This is a genomic window from Streptomyces sp. NPDC021019, from assembly GCF_044333295.1.
Lineage (GTDB): Bacteria > Actinomycetota > Actinomycetes > Streptomycetales > Streptomycetaceae > Streptomyces.
Window position 1 is genome coordinate 50,147 of sequence record NZ_JBIRQR010000003.1, and the last position, 19,289, is coordinate 69,435.

The 19,289-nt window shown below is 70.7% G+C and carries 16 protein-coding genes; 5 read left to right on the plus strand and 11 right to left on the minus strand.

What is annotated here, in order from left to right; all coding sequences use genetic code 11:
- Positions 1 to 20: 20 nt before the first annotated feature.
- The 7 genes from ACH4RG_RS17760 to ACH4RG_RS17790 all read right to left on the minus strand — a co-directional run bounded on the left by ACH4RG_RS17760 (position 21) and on the right by ACH4RG_RS17790 (position 8,090).
- The gene (locus ACH4RG_RS17760; RefSeq protein WP_003965076.1) at positions 21 to 668 is read right to left on the minus strand and encodes a phosphatidylserine decarboxylase; all 648 of its coding nucleotides are present in this window, start codon (positions 666 to 668) and stop codon (positions 21 to 23) included.
- A gap of 180 nt (positions 669 to 848) precedes the next feature.
- The gene (locus ACH4RG_RS17765) at positions 849 to 2,054 is read right to left on the minus strand and encodes an acyl-CoA dehydrogenase family protein (RefSeq protein WP_397917295.1); all 1,206 of its coding nucleotides are present in this window, start codon (positions 2,052 to 2,054) and stop codon (positions 849 to 851) included.
- Positions 2,055 to 2,103: 49 nt separating this feature from the next.
- Positions 2,104 to 2,607, minus strand: coding sequence for a MaoC family dehydratase (locus ACH4RG_RS17770; protein ID WP_397917296.1), 504 nt, complete (start codon positions 2,605 to 2,607; stop codon positions 2,104 to 2,106).
- A 2-nt stretch (positions 2,608 to 2,609) separates the two neighbouring features.
- Positions 2,610 to 3,584: an HpcH/HpaI aldolase/citrate lyase family protein gene (locus ACH4RG_RS17775; protein WP_397917297.1), complete on the minus strand. Its 975-nt coding sequence runs from the start codon at positions 3,582 to 3,584 to the stop codon at positions 2,610 to 2,612.
- On the minus strand, positions 3,581 to 5,593 hold the full coding sequence (locus ACH4RG_RS17780; protein WP_398539796.1) for a protein meaA: 2,013 nt from the start codon (positions 5,591 to 5,593) through the stop codon (positions 3,581 to 3,583). The genes ACH4RG_RS17775 and ACH4RG_RS17780 overlap by 4 nt, the downstream gene beginning before the upstream one ends.
- Positions 5,594 to 5,602: 9 nt before the next feature.
- Positions 5,603 to 6,940: a crotonyl-CoA carboxylase/reductase gene (gene ccrA, locus ACH4RG_RS17785; RefSeq protein WP_397917299.1), complete on the minus strand. Its 1,338-nt coding sequence runs from the start codon at positions 6,938 to 6,940 to the stop codon at positions 5,603 to 5,605.
- A 352-nt stretch (positions 6,941 to 7,292) separates the two neighbouring features.
- Entirely contained in the window at positions 7,293 to 8,090 is a 798-nt protein-coding gene (locus ACH4RG_RS17790) for a GNAT family N-acetyltransferase (protein WP_397917300.1), read from the minus strand.
- A 154-nt stretch (positions 8,091 to 8,244) separates the two neighbouring features.
- On the opposite strand from ACH4RG_RS17790, the gene ACH4RG_RS17795 reads away from it, so the two are divergent.
- The gene (locus ACH4RG_RS17795; RefSeq protein ID WP_398539797.1) at positions 8,245 to 9,021 is read left to right on the plus strand and encodes a restriction endonuclease; all 777 of its coding nucleotides are present in this window, start codon (positions 8,245 to 8,247) and stop codon (positions 9,019 to 9,021) included.
- Here the strand turns inward: ACH4RG_RS17795 and ACH4RG_RS17800 are convergent.
- Positions 9,008 to 9,826 carry a TetR family transcriptional regulator gene (locus ACH4RG_RS17800; RefSeq protein ID WP_397917302.1) on the minus strand — a complete coding sequence of 273 codons (819 nt, stop codon included), beginning with the start codon at positions 9,824 to 9,826 and terminating at the stop codon, positions 9,008 to 9,010. The genes ACH4RG_RS17795 and ACH4RG_RS17800 overlap by 14 nt on opposite strands.
- Before the next feature lie 91 nt (positions 9,827 to 9,917).
- The gene (locus tag ACH4RG_RS17805) at positions 9,918 to 11,699 is read right to left on the minus strand and encodes a 3-hydroxyacyl-CoA dehydrogenase family protein (RefSeq protein WP_397917303.1); all 1,782 of its coding nucleotides are present in this window, start codon (positions 11,697 to 11,699) and stop codon (positions 9,918 to 9,920) included.
- A 358-nt stretch (positions 11,700 to 12,057) separates the two neighbouring features.
- Between ACH4RG_RS17805 and ACH4RG_RS17810 the strand changes: the two genes are divergently transcribed.
- The gene (locus ACH4RG_RS17810; protein ID WP_397917304.1) at positions 12,058 to 12,630 is read left to right on the plus strand and encodes an adenylosuccinate lyase; all 573 of its coding nucleotides are present in this window, start codon (positions 12,058 to 12,060) and stop codon (positions 12,628 to 12,630) included.
- Between the two features lie 61 nt (positions 12,631 to 12,691).
- Here ACH4RG_RS17810 and ACH4RG_RS17815 read toward each other — a convergent pair whose 3' ends face one another.
- Entirely contained in the window at positions 12,692 to 14,278 is a 1,587-nt protein-coding gene (locus tag ACH4RG_RS17815) for an alpha/beta hydrolase (RefSeq protein WP_397917305.1), read from the minus strand.
- 155 nt (positions 14,279 to 14,433) lie between these two features.
- On the minus strand, positions 14,434 to 15,471 hold the full coding sequence (locus ACH4RG_RS17820; protein ID WP_397917306.1) for an Rv2578c family radical SAM protein: 1,038 nt from the start codon (positions 15,469 to 15,471) through the stop codon (positions 14,434 to 14,436).
- Between the two features lie 128 nt (positions 15,472 to 15,599).
- On the opposite strand from ACH4RG_RS17820, the gene ACH4RG_RS17825 reads away from it, so the two are divergent.
- The 3 genes from ACH4RG_RS17825 (at position 15,600) to ACH4RG_RS17835 (ending at position 19,239) form a co-directional block, all read left to right on the plus strand.
- Positions 15,600 to 15,992 (plus strand): VOC family protein, encoded by a 393-nt coding sequence (locus ACH4RG_RS17825; RefSeq protein ID WP_397917307.1) that lies wholly within the window; start codon positions 15,600 to 15,602, stop codon positions 15,990 to 15,992.
- A gap of 86 nt (positions 15,993 to 16,078) precedes the next feature.
- A complete protein-coding gene (locus ACH4RG_RS17830; protein WP_097870497.1) occupies positions 16,079 to 16,522 on the plus strand; it encodes an SRPBCC family protein in 444 nt (147 codons plus the stop codon).
- Between the two features lie 248 nt (positions 16,523 to 16,770).
- Entirely contained in the window at positions 16,771 to 19,239 is a 2,469-nt protein-coding gene (locus tag ACH4RG_RS17835; RefSeq protein ID WP_398539798.1) for an MFS transporter, read from the plus strand.
- The last annotated feature ends 50 nt before the right edge of the window (positions 19,240 to 19,289 follow it).

The window sequence follows — 19,289 nt, forward strand, 5'->3', positions numbered from 1 at the left end:
AGCCGGCCTTGGTATCAGGATCAATCACGGTCAATTCGAGTCACCCCCGCGGTGGTGGCCTGACCGACCTCGACCGCGACATCGATACCCTCCGGGAGGTAGATGTCCACGCGCGAGCCGAAGCGGATCAGGCCGATGCGCTCGCCCTGCTCCACCTTCGTGCCCTCGGGGAGGTACGGCACGATCCGGCGGGCGACCGCACCCGCGATCTGCACCATCTCGATGTCGCCGAGCTCGGTGTCGAAGTGCCAGACAACGCGCTCGTTGTTCTCGCTCTCCTTGTTGAACGCCGGAACGAAGCCGCCCGGGATGTGCTCGACCGACGTCACGGTGCCCGCCAGCGGAGCGCGGTTGACGTGGACGTTGAGCGGGCTCATGAAGATCGCGACGCGGGTGCGCCCGTCCTTCCACGGCATGATGCTCTGCACCACACCGTCGGCCGGGGAGATGACCCGGCCGTCAGTGATCTCGCGCTCGGGGTCACGGAAGAACCACAGCATGCCCGCCGCGAGCGCGGTGGTGGGCACGGCCACTGCCGCCCAGCGTCCCGACTTGCGGGCGCGGGCCAGGCTGAGGGCTGCGGTGGCGACGGTCGGCAGGAGCCACGGCGATGCTCCGCGGGCGATGCGGACCCCGCCGCGGGATGCGGAGGAAGTGCTGTCGGGCATGAATGACCTTCGTAGCGGATGATGCCGCGCTGGCAACGGGGGACGGCGGCTTTCCGGCGATGCTATCGGTTGCCGGGCGCAACTGGGCAAGCCAGCAGCCGAGTCGGACGGCGGAAAGGGACCCGCCGAGGGTGACCCGGTGTGATGTTCTTCGCCACCAAATCACCTCGAAAGGGACAATCAGCCCTGGAATCGGTACTCCTCCAAGAGGCGCCGGCCAATGATCATTTTCTGGATCTCGGCGGTACCTTCACCGATCAGCAGCATCGGTGCCTCACGGTAGAGGCGCTCGATCTCGTACTCCTTGGAGAAGCCGTAACCGCCGTGGATACGGAAGGCGTCCTCGACGACTTCCTTGCAGTACTCGGAGGCGAGGTACTTCGCCATCCCTGCCTCCAGGTCGTTTCGTTCCCCGGAGTCCTTTTTGCGTGCCGCATTGACCATCATCGCATGAGCGGCTTCGACCTTGGTGGCCATTTCGGCCAGTTTGAACTGGATCGCCTGGTGCTGGGCGATCGGTTTGCCGAAGGTGTGGCGCTGCTGCGCGTACGAAACGCCCAGCTCAAATGCACGTTGTGCGACCCCGCAACCACGCGCGGCGACATTCACCCGGCCGACCTCGACGCCGTCCATCATTTGGTAAAACCCTCGGCCGGTCGTGCCCCCCAGGACACGATTGGCCGGAATGCGCAGGTCGTCCATGATGAGCTCGGTCGTGTCGACGCCCTTGTAGCCCATCTTGTCGATCTTTCCGGGGATGGTCAGGCCGGACCGGACCTCTCCGAAGCCGGGCTCCTTCTCGATGAGGAAGGTCGTCATCGACTTGTGGGGCGCGGTGCCCTCCGGGTGGCCTTCGTCACTTCGGCAGAGTACGGCCACCAGATTCGATGTTCCGCCGTTCGTCAGCCACATCTTCTGGCCGTTGAGAACGTATGCGTCGCCGTCCCTGACACCCTTCGACGAGATCGCCGAGACATCGGAGCCGAGCGCCGGCTCCGACATCGAGAAGGCCCCGCGCACCTCGCCCAGCGCCATCCGCGGCAGGAAGGTGTCCTTCTGTTCCTGCGTGCCGTGCTGTTTGAGCATGTAGGCCACGATGAAATGCGTGTTGATGATGCCCGAGACACTCATCCAGCCGCGCGCGATCTCCTCCACGCACAGCGCGTAGGTGAGCAGCGACTCACCCAGACCCCCGTACTCCTCGGGGATCATCAGCCCGAACAGGCCGAGTTCCTTCAGCCCCTCGACGATCTCCGTGGGGTACTCGTCGCGGTGCTCCAGCCGGGTCGCGACCGGAATGATCTCCTTGTCGACGAAATCCCGGACCGTGGCGAGGATTTCCCGCTGGATGTCGTTCAGACCGGCGGTCTGGGCGAGTCGCGTCATGGCTGCTTCTCCTGTGGCTTCACGCGGACGGCCTTAAGGCTGCACACGGTTACTTGGCGGGCGTCGGGCGGCCGGGCTGCTCTCCGCCGCGCTCCTTGATGTACGTCTCGGTCGGGACCATCACCTTGCGGCGGAACACGCAGACGACGGTGCCGTCCTGCTTGTAGCCCCTGGTCTCCACGTACACGATGCCGCGGTCGTTCCTGGACTTCGACGGCGTCTTGTCCAGCACGGTCGTCTCGCCGTAGATCGTGTCGCCGTGGAAGGTCGGCGCGATGTGCTTCAGCGATTCGACCTCCAGGTTGGCGATGGCCTTTCCGGAGACGTCCGGCACCGACATGCCGAGCAGCAGTGAGTAGACGTAGTTGCCGACGACGACGTTCTTCCCGAAGTCGGTCGTGCTCTCCGCGTAGTTGCTGTCCATGTGCAGCGGGTGGTGATTCATGGTCAGCAGACAGAAGAGGTGGTCGTCGTATTCCGTGACCGTTTTTCCGGGCCAGTGCTTGTAGACAGCACCGACCTCGAACTCCTCAAAGGTGCGTCCGAACTGCATGATCAGGCCTCCGGGGCTTCGAACTTCGAGGTGCGCCGCATTCCCGCGGCCCGGCCCTTGCCCGCGATGACGAGCGCCATCTTGCGGCTGGCCTCGTCGATCATCTCGTCGCCGAGCATCGCGGAGCCCTTCTTGCCGCCCTCCTCGGAGGTGCACCAGTCGTAGGCGTCGAGAATCAGCTCGGCGTGGTCGTAGTCCTCCTGCGAGGGCGAGAACACCTCGTTCGCCGCGTCGACCTGACCCGGGTGCAGCACCCACTTGCCGTCGAAGCCGAGGGCGGCGGCGCGGCCGGCCACCTCCCGGTAGGCGTCCACGTCACGGATCTGGAGGAACGGGCCGTCGATCGCCTGGAGGTCGTGCGTACGGGCCGCCATCAGGATGCGCATCAGGATGTAGTGGTAGGCGTCCGCCGGGTAGCCCGGCGGCTGCTGGCCGACGACCAGGGTCTTCATGTTGATCGAGGCCATGAAGTCCGCCGGACCGAAGATCAGCGTCTCCAGACGGGGCGAGGCGGCGGCGATGTCGTCGATGTTCACCAGACCCTTGGCGTTCTCGATCTGCGCCTCGATGCCGATCCTCCCGACCTCGAAGCCCATCGTCTTCTCGATCTGGGTCAGCAGCAGGTCCAGCGCCACGATCTGCTGGGCGTCCTGGACCTTCGGCAGCATGATGCAGTCGAGGTTCGGCCCCGCGCCCTCGACGACCGTGATGATGTCCCGGTACGTCCAGTGCGTCGTCCAGTCGTTGACCCGCACGACCCGGGTCTTGCCGCTCCAGTCACCGTTGTTCAGCGCGTCCACGATGGTGTGGCGCGCGCCCTCCTTGGCGAGCGGCGCGCAGGCGTCCTCCAGGTCCAGGAAGACCTGGTCGGCCGGGAGGCCCTGGGCCTTCTCCAGGAAGCGCGGGTTGGAGCCCGGCACGGCCAGGCACGAACGGCGGGGGCGCAGCCGGTTCACGGGGACGGTGGGCGTGGTCATGCGGGGACCTCCAGAGGGTCGAGCTTGTTCGCTTTCCGGATCTCGTCGACGATACGGCCGATGATCTCGGTGATGCCGAAGTCCTTCGGGGTGAAGACGGCGGCCACACCGGCTTCGAGGAGCGCGGCGGCGTCGGCCGGCGGGATGATGCCGCCCGCGATCACCGGGATGTCCGGGGCCCCGGCCTCGCGCAGGCGGTGCAGGACGTCGGGGACCAGCTCGGCGTGCGAGCCGGAGAGGATCGACAGGCCCACGCAGTGCACGTCCTCGGCGATGGCCGCGTCGGTGATCTGCTCGGGGGTCAATCGGATGCCCTGGTAGACGACCTCGAACCCGGCGTCCCTGGCCCGTACGGCGATCTGCTCGGCCCCGTTGGAGTGCCCGTCCAGGCCCGGCTTGCCGACCAGCAGCCGCAGCCGCCCCGCGCCCAGGTCGGCGGCGGTGCGGGTGACCTTCTCACGGACCAGGGCGAGCGTGCTGCCCGGCTCGGCGGTGACGGCCACCGGGGCCGAGGAGACTCCGGTCGGCGCGCGGAACTCGCCGAAGACGTCCCGCAGCGCCCAGGACCACTCGCCGGTGGTGACGCCCGCGCGGGCGCACTCGACTGTGGCCTCCATCATGTTCTCGGTGCCGGCGGCGGCCTTCTTCAGCGCGGCCAGCGCCTCGGAGGCGCGCGTCTCGTCGCGGTTGTCCCGCCACTCGTGCAGGGCGGCCACGACCCGGGCCTCGTTCTCGGGGTCGACCGTCATGATCGCGCCGTCGAGGTCGGCGGTGAGCGGGTTGGGCTCGGTGGACTCGTAGATGTTGACGCCGACGATCTTCTCCTCGCCGCCCTCGATCCGGGCCCGTCGCGCCGCGTGCGAGGAGACCAGCTCCGACTTGAGGTAGCCGGACTCGACGGCCGCCATCGCGCCGCCCATCTGCTCGATCCGGTCGATCTCGGCCAGTGACTCCTCGACCAGCGAGTCCACCTTGGCCTCGATGACGTGCGAACCGGCGAAGATGTCCTCGTACTCCAGCAGATCGCTCTCGTGCGCCAGCACCTGCTGGATGCGCAGCGACCACTGCTGGTCCCAGGGGCGGGGAAGCCCCAACGCCTCGTTCCAGGCCGGCAGCTGCACGGCGCGGGCGCGGGCGTCCTTGGAGAGGGTGACGGCCAGCATCTCCAGGACGATGCGCTGGACGTTGTTCTCCGGCTGCGCCTCGGTCAGACCGAGGGAGTTGACCTGGACGCCGTAGCGGAAGCGCCGCTGCTTGGGATCGGCGATGCCGTACCGCTCGCGGGTGACGCGGTCCCAGATGCGGCCGAAGGCGCGCATCTTGCACATCTCCTCGATGAAGCGGACGCCTGCGTTCACGAAGAACGAGATCCGGGCGACCACGTCCCCGAACTTCTCCTCGGGCACCTGGCCCGAGTCGCGGACCGCGTCGAGCACCGCGACGGCGGTCGACATGGCGTACGCGATCTCCTGGACCGGGGTGGCCCCCGCCTCCTGGAGGTGGTAGCTGCAGATGTTGATCGGGTTCCACTTGGGGATGCGGTCGACCGTGTACGTGATCATGTCCGTGGTCAACCGCAGCGAGGGGACCGGCGGGAAGACGTGCGTCCCGCGCGAGAGGTACTCCTTCACGATGTCGTTCTGCGTGGTCCCCTGGAGCCTGTCGGGGTCGGCCCCCTGCTCCTCCGCGACCACCTGGTAGAGCGCCAGCAGCCACATGGCGGTCGCGTTGATCGTCATCGAGGTGTTCATCTGCTCCAGGGGGATGTCCTGGAACAGTCGCCGCATGTCACCGAGGTGCGAGACGGGAACACCGACACGGCCCACCTCGCCGCGGGCGAGGATGTGGTCCGGGTCGTAGCCGGTCTGCGTGGGCAGATCGAAGGCGACCGAGAGACCCGTCTGGCCCTTGGCGAGGTTGCGGCGGTACAGCTCGTTGGAGGCCTCGGCGGTCGAGTGACCGGCGTACGTCCGCATGAGCCAGGGCCGGTCCTTCTGACGTTCGTTCATCACAGAACCTCAGACGTTGCGGAAGCGGTTGATGGCGTCGATGTGCTGCTCGCGCATGTCCTGGTCGCGGACGCCCAGGCCCTCGCGGGGGGCCAGGGCGAGGACGCCGACCTTGCCCTGGTGCAGATTGCGGTGGACGTCGTACGCGGCCTGTCCGGTGTCTTCCAGGGAGTAGACCTTGGAGAGCGTCGGGTGGATCTTCCCCTTGGCGATGAGGCGGTTGGCCTCCCAGGCCTCGCGGTAGTTGGCGAAGTGGGAGCCGATGATCCGCTTGAGCGACATCCACAGGTAGCGGTTGTCGTACTCGTGGTTGTAGCCCGAGGTCGAGGCGCAGGTGACGATCGTGCCGCCCTTGCGGGTGACGTAGACGCTCGCGCCGAAGGTCTCGCGGCCGGGGTGCTCGAAGACGATGTCGACGTCCTCGCCGCCGGTCAGCTCGCGGATGCGCTTGCCGAGCCGCTTCCACTCCTTGGGGTCCTGGGTGTGCTCGTCCTTCCAGAACCTGTAGCCCTCGGCGTTGCGGTCGATGACCGCGTCCGCGCCCATGGCGCGGCAGATGGCGGCCTTCTCCGGGCTGGAGACGACACAGATCGGGTTGGCGCCGCCGGCCAGGGCGAACTGGGTGGCGTAGGAGCCGAGTCCACCGCTGGCGCCCCAGATCAGCACGTTGTCGCCCTGCTTCATGCCCGCGCCGTTGCGCGAGACGAGCTGGCGGTACGCGGTCGAGTTGACCAGGCCCGGGGACGCGGCCTCCTCCCAGCTGAGGTGCTGGGGCTTGGGCATCAGCTGGTTGGACTTGACGAGCGCGATCTCGGCGAGCCCGCCGAAGTTGGTCTCGAAGCCCCAGATCCGCTGCTCGGGGTCGAGCATCGTGTCGTTGTGGCCGTCGGACGACTCCAGCTCCACCGAAAGACAGTGCGCGACGACCTCGTCGCCCGGATTCCAGGCGTTCACGCCGGGCCCGGTGCGCAGGACGACGCCCGCCAGGTCGGAGCCGATGACGTGGTACGGAAGGTCGTGGCGCTTGGTCAGCTCGCTGAGTCGCCCGTAGCGCTCCAGGAAGCCGAACGTCGACACCGGCTCGAAGATCGAGGTCCAGACGGAGTTGTAGTTCACCGAACTGGCCATCACGGCGACGAGGGCCTCGCCGGGGCCGAGTTCGGGGACCGGGACGTCGTCCAGGTGGATCGACTTGCGCGGGTCCTTGTCACGGGTTTCGAGCCCCGCGAACATCTCCGCCTCGTCCTTGTGCACGGTGATCGCGCGGTAGGACTCGGGGAGGGACAGGGCCGCGAAGTCCGCGGCGGTGCTGTCCTGCGATTGGATCGCGTCCAGGATTTCCTTCACGGTGTTGCCTCCGGTGATGCGGCGTCGAGGGAACGCTTGAGGGGCCCTGCTGGCAGGGGAGTGCGGTGTGGAGGTGTTGCCGTCGGTTCGGCGGGTGGAGCTCGGCTTTGCCCGGTGGAGCAGAAGGGTGCCTGTGACGCAGGCGTCCGGGCGCGCAGCGCGGTGGTTGCGGGGACAGCCGGCGTACGTGTGAGGTCTCAGCACGCCGGCCGCCCGGACACCTTCAACGTATGGCACTCCGTGACACCTGGCAAGGCACCCAGTGCCAGCAATTTCTCTCAGTTGTCATCCTGTGGGCACGCATGAGCAACACGATGGGCGTTGTGCGACGTTCTGTCCTCCCGGCGGGCGGCTATCGGGCCGGGCGGTACACATACGGCGTCGTCGTGCCGAGCGCCACGAAGCCGAGGCGGGTCAGGATCGGGGCCGACATGTCCGTCGCGTCGACCTGGAGGTAGCGGTAGCCGCGCTCGGCGGCCACGGACGCCCGATGGGCGACCAGGGCCCGGTACAGGCCCCTGCCGCGCCACTCGGCGACCGTTCCGCCGCCCCAGAGCCCGGCGAAGCCCGTGCCCGGGTACAGCTCCATACGGGCCGAGCTGACCGGCTCTCCGCCGGCCATCGCCACCAGGGCCACGAAGTCGTCCGGAGCCCGCTCCAACCGCGTCAGCACCTGGTGCCGCAACCGGCCCGCGTCCGTGCCGAACGCCCGCTCGTGGGCCAGCGCCATCAGCTCGGCCCCGGCCGCGTCGGTCACCGGGCGCAGGACGACGCCCTCGGGCAGCCCGGCCCCGGGCAGGGAGGTCAGCGCCTCGACCGGGGCGACCAGCAGGGTCTCCGGCGGATCCGGTAGGAATCCGGCCGCCCGCAGCCGGTCGCCCAGGTCGGCGGGCCGGTCGTGGGAGTAGAGCTTCCACTCGAATTCGGCGTGGCCGAGCGCGGTGTAGTGCTCGATCTGGGCTCTGATCGCCGCGTCGGCCTCTCCGGCGTCCAGTTCGGGGTCCGACCAGACGATCCCGTTCCAGTCGTCGGGGCCGCCGACCTGACGTACCAGCGGCCCGGCCCGCTCCACCTCTACCCCGGGGCCCTCTGGGCGGGCGTGTTCCCGCATCGTGCGGTCGTACAGGTCACGTACTTCGTCGGTTCGCATCCGCGCACCTCAGCACAGCGGCGATCGGCGAACCAGTGGATTTCGGCCGTCCTCGCGAGGAACGGCTCCGGTCGACGCGTCAGAGGGCCTGCTCGGGGCAGGCGAGTCCGAGTAATTGATCTTGAACTGGCAGAGAGGCAGGGGTGGGGCACCGATGGCGATACCGATCCGCAGACGGAGTACCCGGGAGCGACGCGCTTCTTTCGATCTCCGACGCACCGCCTTCGGGTTCGCCCTGTGCGCGCTGGTCCTCGCGGGCGGCGGCATGGCGCTGCGGGCCGCGTGGCGCAGCGCCGGGCTCCCCCCGGTCGCCGCGGTACTGGCGGCCGTCCTGGCTCTCGCGGCTGCCGTCGTGGTGCTGCGCCGCCGGCGGGCGCGCCGGGTCGCGGCGGCGGTCACGGAGGCGGCGTACGAGATCGTCGACGCGGGACTCGCGGAGTTGGACGCCGCGGAAGCGGCTCGCGGCCAGGCCCCTCCGGAGCCATCGGAGCACGCCGACCGGGTCGACCACACTGATCTGGACCCTTACGGCTTCGAGGAGGCCGTGGCCGAGCTCTGCCGACGCGACGGCTGCGCGGACGCCGAGGTGGTGGGCGGCGCGGGCGACCTCGGCGCGGACGTCCTGGCGACCACCCCGGACGGCCGCCGCCTGGTCGTCCAGTGCAAGCGCTACGGACCTACGAACCGGGCCGGCTCCCAGGAGCTCCAGCGCTTCGGCGGCACCTGCTACGCGGTGCACGAGGCGGATGTCGCGCTCGTCGTCTCCACCGGCGGCTTCACCGAGCCCGCGCTCGACTACGCGGAGCGGTGCGCCATTCTCTGCTACGGCCCCGAGGAGCTGACGGCCTGGAGCGACGGCGTCGCACCCCCACCCTGGGAGGTGGCGGTGGTCCTCGCCGAGGGGCCGTCCGCCGGGCTCAGCGAACCTTGAGCGCCTGCTGGATCGTCCGCATGACCTCGTCCAGGGAAGCGTCGGTGCGCGCCACCGCGACGAGCACCTCGCCGTCCGCGGCCACCGTCGCGGCCGGGGCCCGATCGGGCTCGGCCCCGGCGGTCCGGCCCGCTCCGATGCCCGTGCCGAAGGTGTCGCGAACGATGGCGAAGGCGCGGTCGAGCTGGGCCTCCACATCGCCCTGCCCGCCCGCCCGCAGCCAGCGGCGCAGCACATGGTTGTGCGCGGTGACCACGGCGGACGCGGCGACCTCCGCGAGCAGCGGGTCGTCGTTGCCCACATGGTGGTCGTGCTCGTCGAAGTGGCCCAGGAGATAGCGGGTGAACAGCCGCTCGTAGCGGGCCACCGACGCGATCTCGGCCTCCCGGAGGGTCGGCACCTCACGGGTCAGTTTGTACCGGGCCACGGAGACGGCGGGCTTGGCCGCGTACATCTTCATGACTTCCTTGATGCCCCGGCAGACGGTGTCGAGCGGGTGCTCGTGCGCGGGGGCGGCGTTCAGGACGGCCTCGGCCCTGACGAGGGTGTCGTCGTGGTCCGGGAAGATGGCCTCTTCCTTGGAGCGGAAGTGGCGGAAAAAGGTCCGCCGGGCGACGCCCGCGGCACCCGCGATCTCGTCGACGGTGGTCGCCTCGTAGCCCTTCGTCGCGAAGAGCTCCATCGCGGCGGCGGCCAGCTCACGGCGCATCTTGAGCCGTTGGGCGGCGGCGCGCGTCCCCGCGGTGGTGGTCTCCGGGGGGTCGGTCGCGGCGGTGGCACGGGGTGACTTGGCGGGCTGGGACATGGCATGAACGTAACGCATCGGTGCAGGAGAGCGCGCCTGCGGGGGCGGATCGCCGGAGGGTCCCAGCAGCCCGCCCCACCCGGCTCCCGGGTCAGCGACGGGCATATTCGCGGAAGCCGCGCCCCGTCTTGCGGCCGAGGCACCCCGCGGCGACCAGGTGCTCCAGCAGAGGCGCGGGGGCCAGGCCCGGATCGCGGAACTCCTTGTGCAGCACCTTCTCGATGGCCAGCGAGACGTCCAGGCCGACCACGTCGAGCAGTTCGAACGGGCCCATCGGGTAGCCGCCGCCCAGCTTCATCGCCGCGTCGATGTCGTCCAGCGAGGCGTAGTGCTGCTCGACCATCTTGATCGCGTTGTTGAGGTACGGGAACAGCAGCGCGTTCACGATGAACCCGGCCCGGTCCCCGCAGTCCACCGGGTGCTTGCGGATCCTCGCGCACACCGAGCGGACCGTGGCGTGCACGTCGTCGGCGGTCAGGACGGTACGGACCACCTCGACCAGCTTCATCGCGGGCGCCGGGTTGAAGAAGTGCATCCCGATCACGTCCTCGGGGCGCGCGGTCGCCCGGGCGATGGCGACGACCGGCAGCGAGGAGGTGGTGGTGGCGAGGACCGCGCCCGGCCGGCAGACCTTGTCCAGCGCGGCGAACAGCTGCCGCTTGATCTCCAGGTCCTCGGCGACCGCCTCGACGGCGAGGTCGACCTCGGCGAACGCGTCCAGCGAACCGGCCGCCGTGATCCGCGCCAGCGTCTCGTCCCGGGCCTCGGGGGTGAGCCGCCCCTTGGCCACCGAGCGCTCCAGCGACTTCGCGATCCGGCCCCTGGCGATGTCGGCCTTCTCCTGCGACCTGGCCGCCAGCACCACGTCGTAACCGGCCTTCGCGAACACCTCCGCGATCCCGGAGGCCATCGTCCCGGAGCCCGCGACGCCGACGGACGCCACATCGCGCCCGGCCCCGGAGGCGGCGTCCGCCGCCGGGGTCAGCGCGTCGGGCACCACGTCCTGGCCGCCCGGGGCGTCGTACGTGTAGAAGCCGCGCCCGGCCTTGCGGCCGGTCAGGCCCGCGCTGCTGAGCTGGCCGAGGACGGGCGCCGGGGCGTGCAGCCGGTCGTGGGACTCGGCGTACATGGCCTCCAGAACGGTGCGGGCGGTGTCGACGCCGATCAGGTCCAGCAGGGCGAGGGGCCCCATCGGGAGCCCGCAGCCCAGCTTCATCGCGGCGTCGATGTCCTCGCGGGAGGCGTAGTTCGCCTCGTACATCGCGGCCGCCTGGTTGAGGTAGCCGAAGAGCAGCCCGTCCGCCACGAACCCGGGCCGGTCGCCGACCGCGACGGGCTCCTTGCCCAGCTCCCGGGCGAGCGCGGTGACGGCCTCGACGGCCGGCGGCGCGGTCAGCACCGAGGAGACCACCTCGACCAGCTTCATCGCGGGCGCCGGGTTGAAGAAGTGCAGGCCGAGGACGCGCTCGGGGTACTGGGACTCGGCGGCCAGCCGGGTCACCGACAGAGCGTTGGTGCCGGTGGCGAGGATCGCGGTGGGGGAGACGATCGCGTCGAGCTCCCGGAACACCTGCTGCTTGATCTCGTACGTCTCGGGCACCACCTCGATGACCAGTTCGGCATCGGCGGCGGTGCGCAGGTCGTCGGACGTACGGAACCGGGCCAGCGCGTCGGTCCGCTCCTGCTCGGTGATCCGGCCTCGGCGCACGGCCCGCGCGGTGGACGCTTCGAGGGAGGCGACGGCCGAGAGGGCGGCCGCCTCACTGATGTCGATGCCGATGACCTCGCGGCCCGCCAGGGCCAGGACCTCGGCGATGCCGGTGCCCATGGTGCCGAGGCCGACGACGGCGAAGGTGGAGAGAGAGGTGTCCATCAGGGGACTCCAGGGTGAGTGACGACTGGGGGAGCACGGAACGCGCTGCGACGAGGGAGCGGCGCGTGGCGTACGGAAGCTGCGTGTCGTGGAGCACGGGGCCGTCGCGTGGTGAGCGCGCCCGGCCGTGGGAGTGACGGACCCTGTCCCGGGGTCACGTCGCACGGAGAAGCCGAACCGACAAGCTCTCCGGATGGCTGCGTCACCAGGCCACCGGAGCCTGCGGGGGGTGTGTCCCGCTCAGATGAGAGTAACTGGCGAGTAACGAGCGCGCCACCCCTGGATCCTTGTGCGCTGGACCACATGAACTCGCCGATGCCGCTCCGTACGGAGCGTGTCCGTCGATACGCTGAGTGTCATGGATGAGGAGTTCCGTTCACTCATGGACCGGCTGGAGCCCGAGGCGGCCGGGTCGCCGCAGTACGCCCGGCTCGTCGCCGCCGAGGACCCCGAGGAGCTGGCCCGGGTCCTCGTGGAGCCGCACCGCCCCCTCTGGGCCCGCGAGATAGCCGCCTTCCGGCTCGGCTGCGCGGGCGACCGGCGGGCCTTCGAGGCGCTGGTGCTGCTGCTCAACCACCGCGACCCCGAACGCTGCGTCTCCGCCGCCCACGCCCTGGCGCGGCTGGACGACCCCCGCACGCCGAGGGCGGCCGCCGCCCTCGCCACCAACGCCCTGCGCACCGCCTACGCCCTGCACCCCGTGCGCCTGCTGAGCGACCTGCGGGCCCCCGAGTCGGTCCCCGCCCTGGTCGCCACCCTCCAGCGCCTGCTGGCCCCCGGCGAGCCGCACTGGCGCGTCGCCCTCGCCTGCGTCGAGGGTCTCGGCCGCCTCGCCGACGAACAGGCCCGCCCGGTCCTCACGGCGGCCCTGCCGCACCCGCGCCTCGGCACGGCCGCGGCGGAGGCGCTCAGGCGGTTGCCGGGGGAGTGAGCGTGCGGGCGGCGACCGCACGCGCACCCGGTCTCGCCGGCGAGCGGGCGGTCCGGTCCGCTCAGCGGCGGAAGCCCAGCAGGCCGTGCAGTCGGCTGCCCTTGCTGTTGTCCACCGACTGGGCCGCCGCCTTCTCGGCCGGCAGCGGCTTCGGGTCCGGGAGGGCGGCGCAGACCGCGTCCGCCTCGCCCCGGCCGCGCGGGACGGTGCCGTCGGTGAGGTACGCCGCCAGGTGCTCGTCCAGGCAGTCGCTGCCGCTCAGCGTGATGCCGTGGTTGCCGCCGCCCTCCTCCACCACGAGGCTGGAACCCTTGAGCTTGCGGTGCATGCTGACCGCGCCGCCGTACGGGGTCGCCGCGTCGTCCGTGGCCTGGAGGATGAGCGCCGGGGGCAGCTGACGGTTGTGCACCGGGACCGGCTTCAGCGGCGCCACCGGCCAGCTCGCGCACGGCGCGTTGTACCAGGTGTTGTTCCAGGTCATGAACGGCGCCTTCCTGTGGATCCGGCGGCTGTCGTTGCGCCAGGTGCTCCAGTGCTCGGGCCAGCCGGCGTCCCGGCACTGGACTGCCGTGTAGACGGAGTAGCCGTTGTCGCCGCTCGCGTCCACCGCGCCGAAGTTCTCGTACACCTCGACCAGCGCCTCGGCGTCCCGGTTCTTCGCGTACGCGGCGAACGCCTCGGCGAGGTAGGGCCAGTAGCCGTTGTAGTACCCGCCGGGGACGAAGGTGTCCTCCAGCTCGCTCGCGCCCACCGTGCCGCCCGCCGGCTCCCGCGCCACGTCCGCCCGCATCCGGTACCAGGCGGCCTCGACCTCGGCCGGGTCGCCGCCCAGGCCGTACGCGGCGTCGTTCTTCGCGACCCAGGCGGCGAACGCCTTGTGGCGGTCGTCGAACGCGTGGTTCTGGCCGAGGTTGCCCTCGTACCAGACGTCGTCCGGGTCGACGACCGAGTCCAGGACCAGACGGCGTACGCGCTCCGGGTACAGCTTGGCGTAGACCGCGCCGAGGTAGGTGCCGTAGGAGTAGCCGAAGTAGTTGATCTGCCGGGAGCCGAGCGCCCGGCGGATCACGTCGAGGTCCTTGGCGGCGCTGACCGTGTCCATGTACGGCAGCACGTCGCCGTGCTTCTCGCCGCAGGCCCGCGCGAAGGACTCGGCCCGGTCGCGGTTGATCCGCTCCGAGCGGGCGGAGTCCGGCACCGTGTCGGGGCGCACCGGATCGAAGTGCCCCGGCAGGCAGTTCAGCGCCGGGGTGCTCCTGCCGACCCCCCGCGGGTCAAAACCGATCACGTCGTACTGGGCCGCGACCTTCTTCGGCAGCGAGGACGCCACGAACCCGGCCATCGACAGGCCGCTGCCGCCGGGGCCGCCCGGGTTGACCAGCAGCGGGCCCTGGAAGGTCCTCGCGGTGTGCGGGACACGGGACAGGGCGAGCGTGATCTGACGGCCCGACGGGCGGCGGTGGTCCAGCGGGGCCTTGACCTTCGCGCACTGGAGCGTCGGATAGCTGTCGGTCGGACAGTCCGTCCACTTCGGCTTCGGGGCGGGCGGCGGGCTCGCCGCGGTGGCGGCAGCCGGCGCGGGCGCGGCGGTCAGCAGACCGGCGACGGTCGCGCCGACGGCGACCAGAATTCCTGCACGTTTCGTCATGGGGCCTCCCGGGGTGACGGGACGCGGCGCCGGATCACCGGTCCCCGCCGCATGCTCCCCGAATACCGCTGCGGAAGGGCCTGTTCCGCGCGGAGTCGCCCCGTACGGTCACGCCATCGGCCCTGCGGGCGGTCGCCCGGGCTCCGCCACGGACCTCACAGCAGGGTCAGCTGGGTGGGGCCCGGTTCCGGTGTGCCGGCCGGAGTCGGCCCCGGGCCGATCCGCCGGGCCTCGCCCCGGTGCCCCGGGCCGATCCCGAACTCGTCCGCCAGCTCGTGCACCTGACGCGTGATCCGGCGCTGGTACCAGGTGGGGGCGTACGCCCCGTCCGCGTACATCCGCTCGTAGCGCCCCACCAGCCGCGGATGGTGCTGCCCCAGCCAGTGCAGGTACCACTCGCGTGCGCCGGGGCGCAGATGAAGCACCAGCGGGGTCACCGAGGCCGCCCCCGCGTCCGCGATGGCGGCGACGGTGGCGCGCAGCTGCTCCGGGCGGTCGCCCAGAAAGGGGATGACCGGGGCCATCAGGACCGAGCAGCCGATCCCCGCGTCGGTGAGCGCGCGTACCACGTCCAGTCGGCGTTCGGGGGAGGGGGTGCCCGGTTCGACCGTCCGCCACAGTTCCCGGTCGGTGAAGCCCACGGAGACCGAGACGCCTACCTCGGCGACGTCCGCGGCCTGCCGCAGCAGCTCCAGGTCCCGCAGGATCAGGGTCCCCTTGGTCAGGATGGAGAAGGGGTTCGCCCGGTCGCGCAGGGCGGTGATGATGCCCGGCATGAGCCGGTACCGGCCTTCCGCCCTCTGGTAACAGTCGACGTTCGTGCCCATGGCGACGTGCTCGCCCCGCCAGTGCCGGGAGGCCAGCTCCCGCTGGAGCAGTTCGGCGGCGTTGACCTTGACGACGATCTGGGAGTCGAAGCCGATGCCGGTGTCCAGGTCCAGATAGCTGTGGGTCTTGCGGGCGAAGCAGTACACACAGGCGTGCGTACAGCCCCGGTACGGGTTCACCGTCCATTCGAACGGCATCCGCGAGGCGCCGGGCACCCGGTTCAGGATCGAACGGGCCCGGATCTCGTGGAAGGTGATGCCCCGGAATTCCGGGGTGTCGAACGTGCGCGTGGTCACCGCGTCCGCGGCGAAGAGCGCGCTGTTCCCGGCCGTCGAGTTCTTCTCGACCAGATTGTCCCAGCGCATGGACGCCTCCTCGGTAGCACTCCCCGCAGAATAGAACACTTGTTCCCTTGATCGTGCGGGGCACCGCCCCACGGCTACCGTGTCGCCTCTGAGGACCCGCTGTATCCGACCGACCGGGAGCCCCGACCATGGCCAGCAAGTTCACCGAACTCGCGATCGACTGCGCGGATCCCGTCGGCCTCGCCCGGTTCTGGTGCTCGGTCCTCGACTACGAGGTGCGGGCCGAGGACGCGGAGGAAGGCGTCGTCACCATCGGCCCGCCCGGGGCGCGTGAGGGGGCGGACCGCCCCGGCCCCGTACCGCCGGTGCTCACCTTCGCGCGGGTGCCCGAGGGCAGGAGCGCCAAGAACCGGCTCCACATCGACGTCAGTCCCAGCGACCGGGAACAGGGCGACGAGGTCCGCCGACTGCTCGGCCTGGGCGCCCGCCGCGCCGACATCGGCCAGGGCGACGCGAGCTGGGTCGTGCTCACCGACCCGGAGGGCAACGAGTTCTGCGTCCTCGGGGGCCGCCGCCCCTGACCTCGGACGGCCCCGATTTTGAGCGGCTGCGCCCGAGGTGGTTGGCTCAGCCCACCACCGAACAACCGAGTGCTGGAGGAACAGCCATGGCGCAGGTCGAGGCCACGACGGAGCGGATCATCGCGGCGGACGCAGAGGACGTGTTCGACGCGCTGGCCGACTACAAGGACGTCCGCGGCAAGGTGCTGACCGGGCACTTCAGCGAGTACGAGGTCCGGGAGGGCGGCGACGGCGAGGGCAGCCTCGTGCACTGGAAGCTCCAGGCGACCAGCAAGCGCGTCCGTGACTGCCTGGTGGAGGTCAGCGAGCCGACCGACGGGCAGCTCGTCGAGAAGGACCGCAACTCCTCCATGGTCACCACGTGGACCGTCACCCCGGCCGGTGAGGGGAAGTCCAAGGCCGTCGTGACCACGGTCTGGGACGGCGCCGGCGGCATCGGCGGGTTCTTCGAGCGGACCTTCGCGCCCAAGGGCCTCGGCCGGATCTACGACGAGCTCCTCCAGAACCTCGCCACCGAGGTCGAGAAGTAGGCCCGACCGGCCGGGAGGTGTTCCGACTCCTCCTCGCCGCACCGGAGGCCGGACGACGTCCGGCCTCCGCGGGACGATCGGCCTCACCGGAACGGGTGGTTTTCCGGGGCGGCCGGTTGTGCGCCGTAGCACCTCCCACCGGCGCATAAGCCCTCCGTGCGCGCCGCGTACGCCCCTCGTCACGTTTGCCCTGCCTTGCCGCGCGGTGCGAGAAATGGGCGGCGCAGGTGCGACGAGGGGAGCGTTACGTGGTGGGCGGTATCACGCTGGTGAAGGACGAGCCGGACGGTTCGGGGCCGGACGGCCCGACGACGCGGGACGGCGCGGCGGCCACGGTCGAACTGCCCGCCGCGCCGCCCCCGCCACCCCCTCCGGCGGGGCCCGGCCCGGACACGGCGGAGATCAGCCCCCGCAAGGTCCGCATGGTCTTCCTCGGGCTGATGCTCACCCTGCTGCTCGCGGCGCTCGACCAGATGATCGTCGCCACCGCCCTGCCGAAGATCGTCGGTGAGCTGCACGGCCTGGAGAAGATGTCCTGGGCGGTCACCGCCTACCTCCTCGCCTCCACCATCGTCCTGCCGCTCTACGGCAAGCTCGGTGACCTCTTCGGCCGCAAAGGCGTCTTCCAGTTCGCCATCGTGGTCTTCATCATCGGCTCCGCCCTCGCGGGCTGGTCGCGCACCATGGACGAGCTGATCGCCTTCCGCGCCCTTCAGGGCATCGGCGGCGGCGGTCTCATGATCGGCGTCCAGGCGATCATCGCGGACATCGTCCCGGCCCGCGAGCGCGGCCGCTACATGGGCCTCATCGGCGCGGTCTTCGGCCTCGCCTCGGTCGCCGGCCCCCTGCTCGGCGGGTTCTTCACCGACCACGCCTCCTGGCGCTGGTGCTTCTACATCAACGTCCCCTTCGGCCTGGTCACCCTGGCCGTCATCGCCGTCGTCCTCAAACTGCCCAGACCCACCGTCCGGCCCCGGCTCGACGTCCTGGGCGCGGTGCTCCTGGCCGTCGCCTCCACCTGCCTGGTGCTGGTCACCAGTTGGGGCGGCACCGAGTACGCCTGGGGCTCGCGCACCATCCTGGGACTCGCGGCGGGCGCGATCGTCACGACGGTGCTCTTCGTCGCCGCCGAACACCGGGCCGCGGAACCGATCATTCCGCTGCGGCTGTTCCGCGACTCCGTCTTCAACGTCACCGGTCTGGTCGGCGCGGTGGTCGGCATCGCGCTGTTCGGGGCGGCCAGTTACCTCCCGACCTACCTCCAGATGGTCGACGGGGTCAGCGCCACCGAGTCCGGGCTGCTCATGCTCCCGATGATGATGGGCATCGTCGGCGGTTCCATCGTCTCCGGGCAGCTCATCACCCGCACCGGCCGCTACCGGATCTACCCGATCATCGGCAGCGCCGTCTCGGTGGTCGGCATGTGGCTGCTGTCCCTGTTGGAGGCGGACACCTCCCCCCTGGCGTACAGCTTCTACCAGGCCGTCCTCGGCGCCGGCATCGGACTGGTCATGTCCGTTCTCGTGCTCGCCGTGCAGAACTCCGTACGCCCCTCGGACCTCGGCACCGCGACCAGTGCCAACAACTACTTCCGGCAGATCGGCGGCAGCGTCGGGGCCGCGATCTTCGGCACGCTGTTCGCCGGGCGGCTCTCCGACGCGCTCGGAGTGCGCCTGCCCGCCGGTGCGGAGCTGCCCGATCCCGAGTCGATCACCCCGCAGATCGTCCACGCGATGGAGCCCGCGCTGCGCGACGCCTACATCCAGGCGTACGTCGACGCGATGCCGCGCATCTTCCTGTACCTCGTGCCGGTGCTCGTGCTCGGCCTCGTCCTCGCCTTCTTCCTCAAGGAGAAACCGCTGGTGTCCCACCACAGCCCCGAAGCCGCCGCCGAGGCCATGACCTCCCCGATTCCCGCCGCCCGCGCCGACTCCGGCCGACCCGTCTCCGGTTACCTCTCCGGCGTCCCGGTCCACGGGAGCGTCCAGCACCCCGACGGCACCACCGTCCCCCGCGCCGCCCTCACCCTCATCGACGTCCAGGGGCGGCAGGTCGGGCGCGGGGGCAGCGGCGAGGACGGGCGGTACGCGCTGAGCGTCCCCGGCGCCGGCTCCTACGTCCTGATCGCCGCCGCGGGCGGACACCAGCCGCAGGCCGTCAGCGTCACCGTGGGCGAGCGTCCCGTCGAGCTGGACGTGGTGCTCGGCGGCGCCGGACGCCTCGCCGGATCCGTCCTCACCCCCGACGGGGCCCCCGTACGCGACGCCGCCGTCACCCTGACCGACGTACGCGGCGAGGTCGTCGCCTCCACCCGTACCGGTCACGAGGGCGGCTATGTCATCGGCGAACTGGTCGCCGGCGAGTACACCCTCGCCGCCAGCGCCCCCGCCTTCCGCCCCGCCGCCCTCCCGGTCAGTGTGCAGGCCGCCCGGGAGACCCGGCAGGACATCGAGCTGGCGGGCGGGGCCGTCCTGCGCGGTGTCGTCCGGGCCACCGGCGGACGCCCCGTCGAGGACGCCCGGGTCACCCTGCTCGACGCGGCGGGCAACGTGGTGGACACCCTCACCACCGGACCGGACGGATCGTTCCGGTTCGTCGACCTGTCGTCCGGCGAGTACACCGTGATCGCCGCCGGATACCCCCCGGTCGCCACCGTCCTCCAGGTCGCGGGCGGCGGCCGCACCGAACGCGATCTCCAACTCGGCCACGAGGACTGAGACCTACGGACCGAGACGTGCGGGACCGAGACCTAGGGGACCGAGACCTA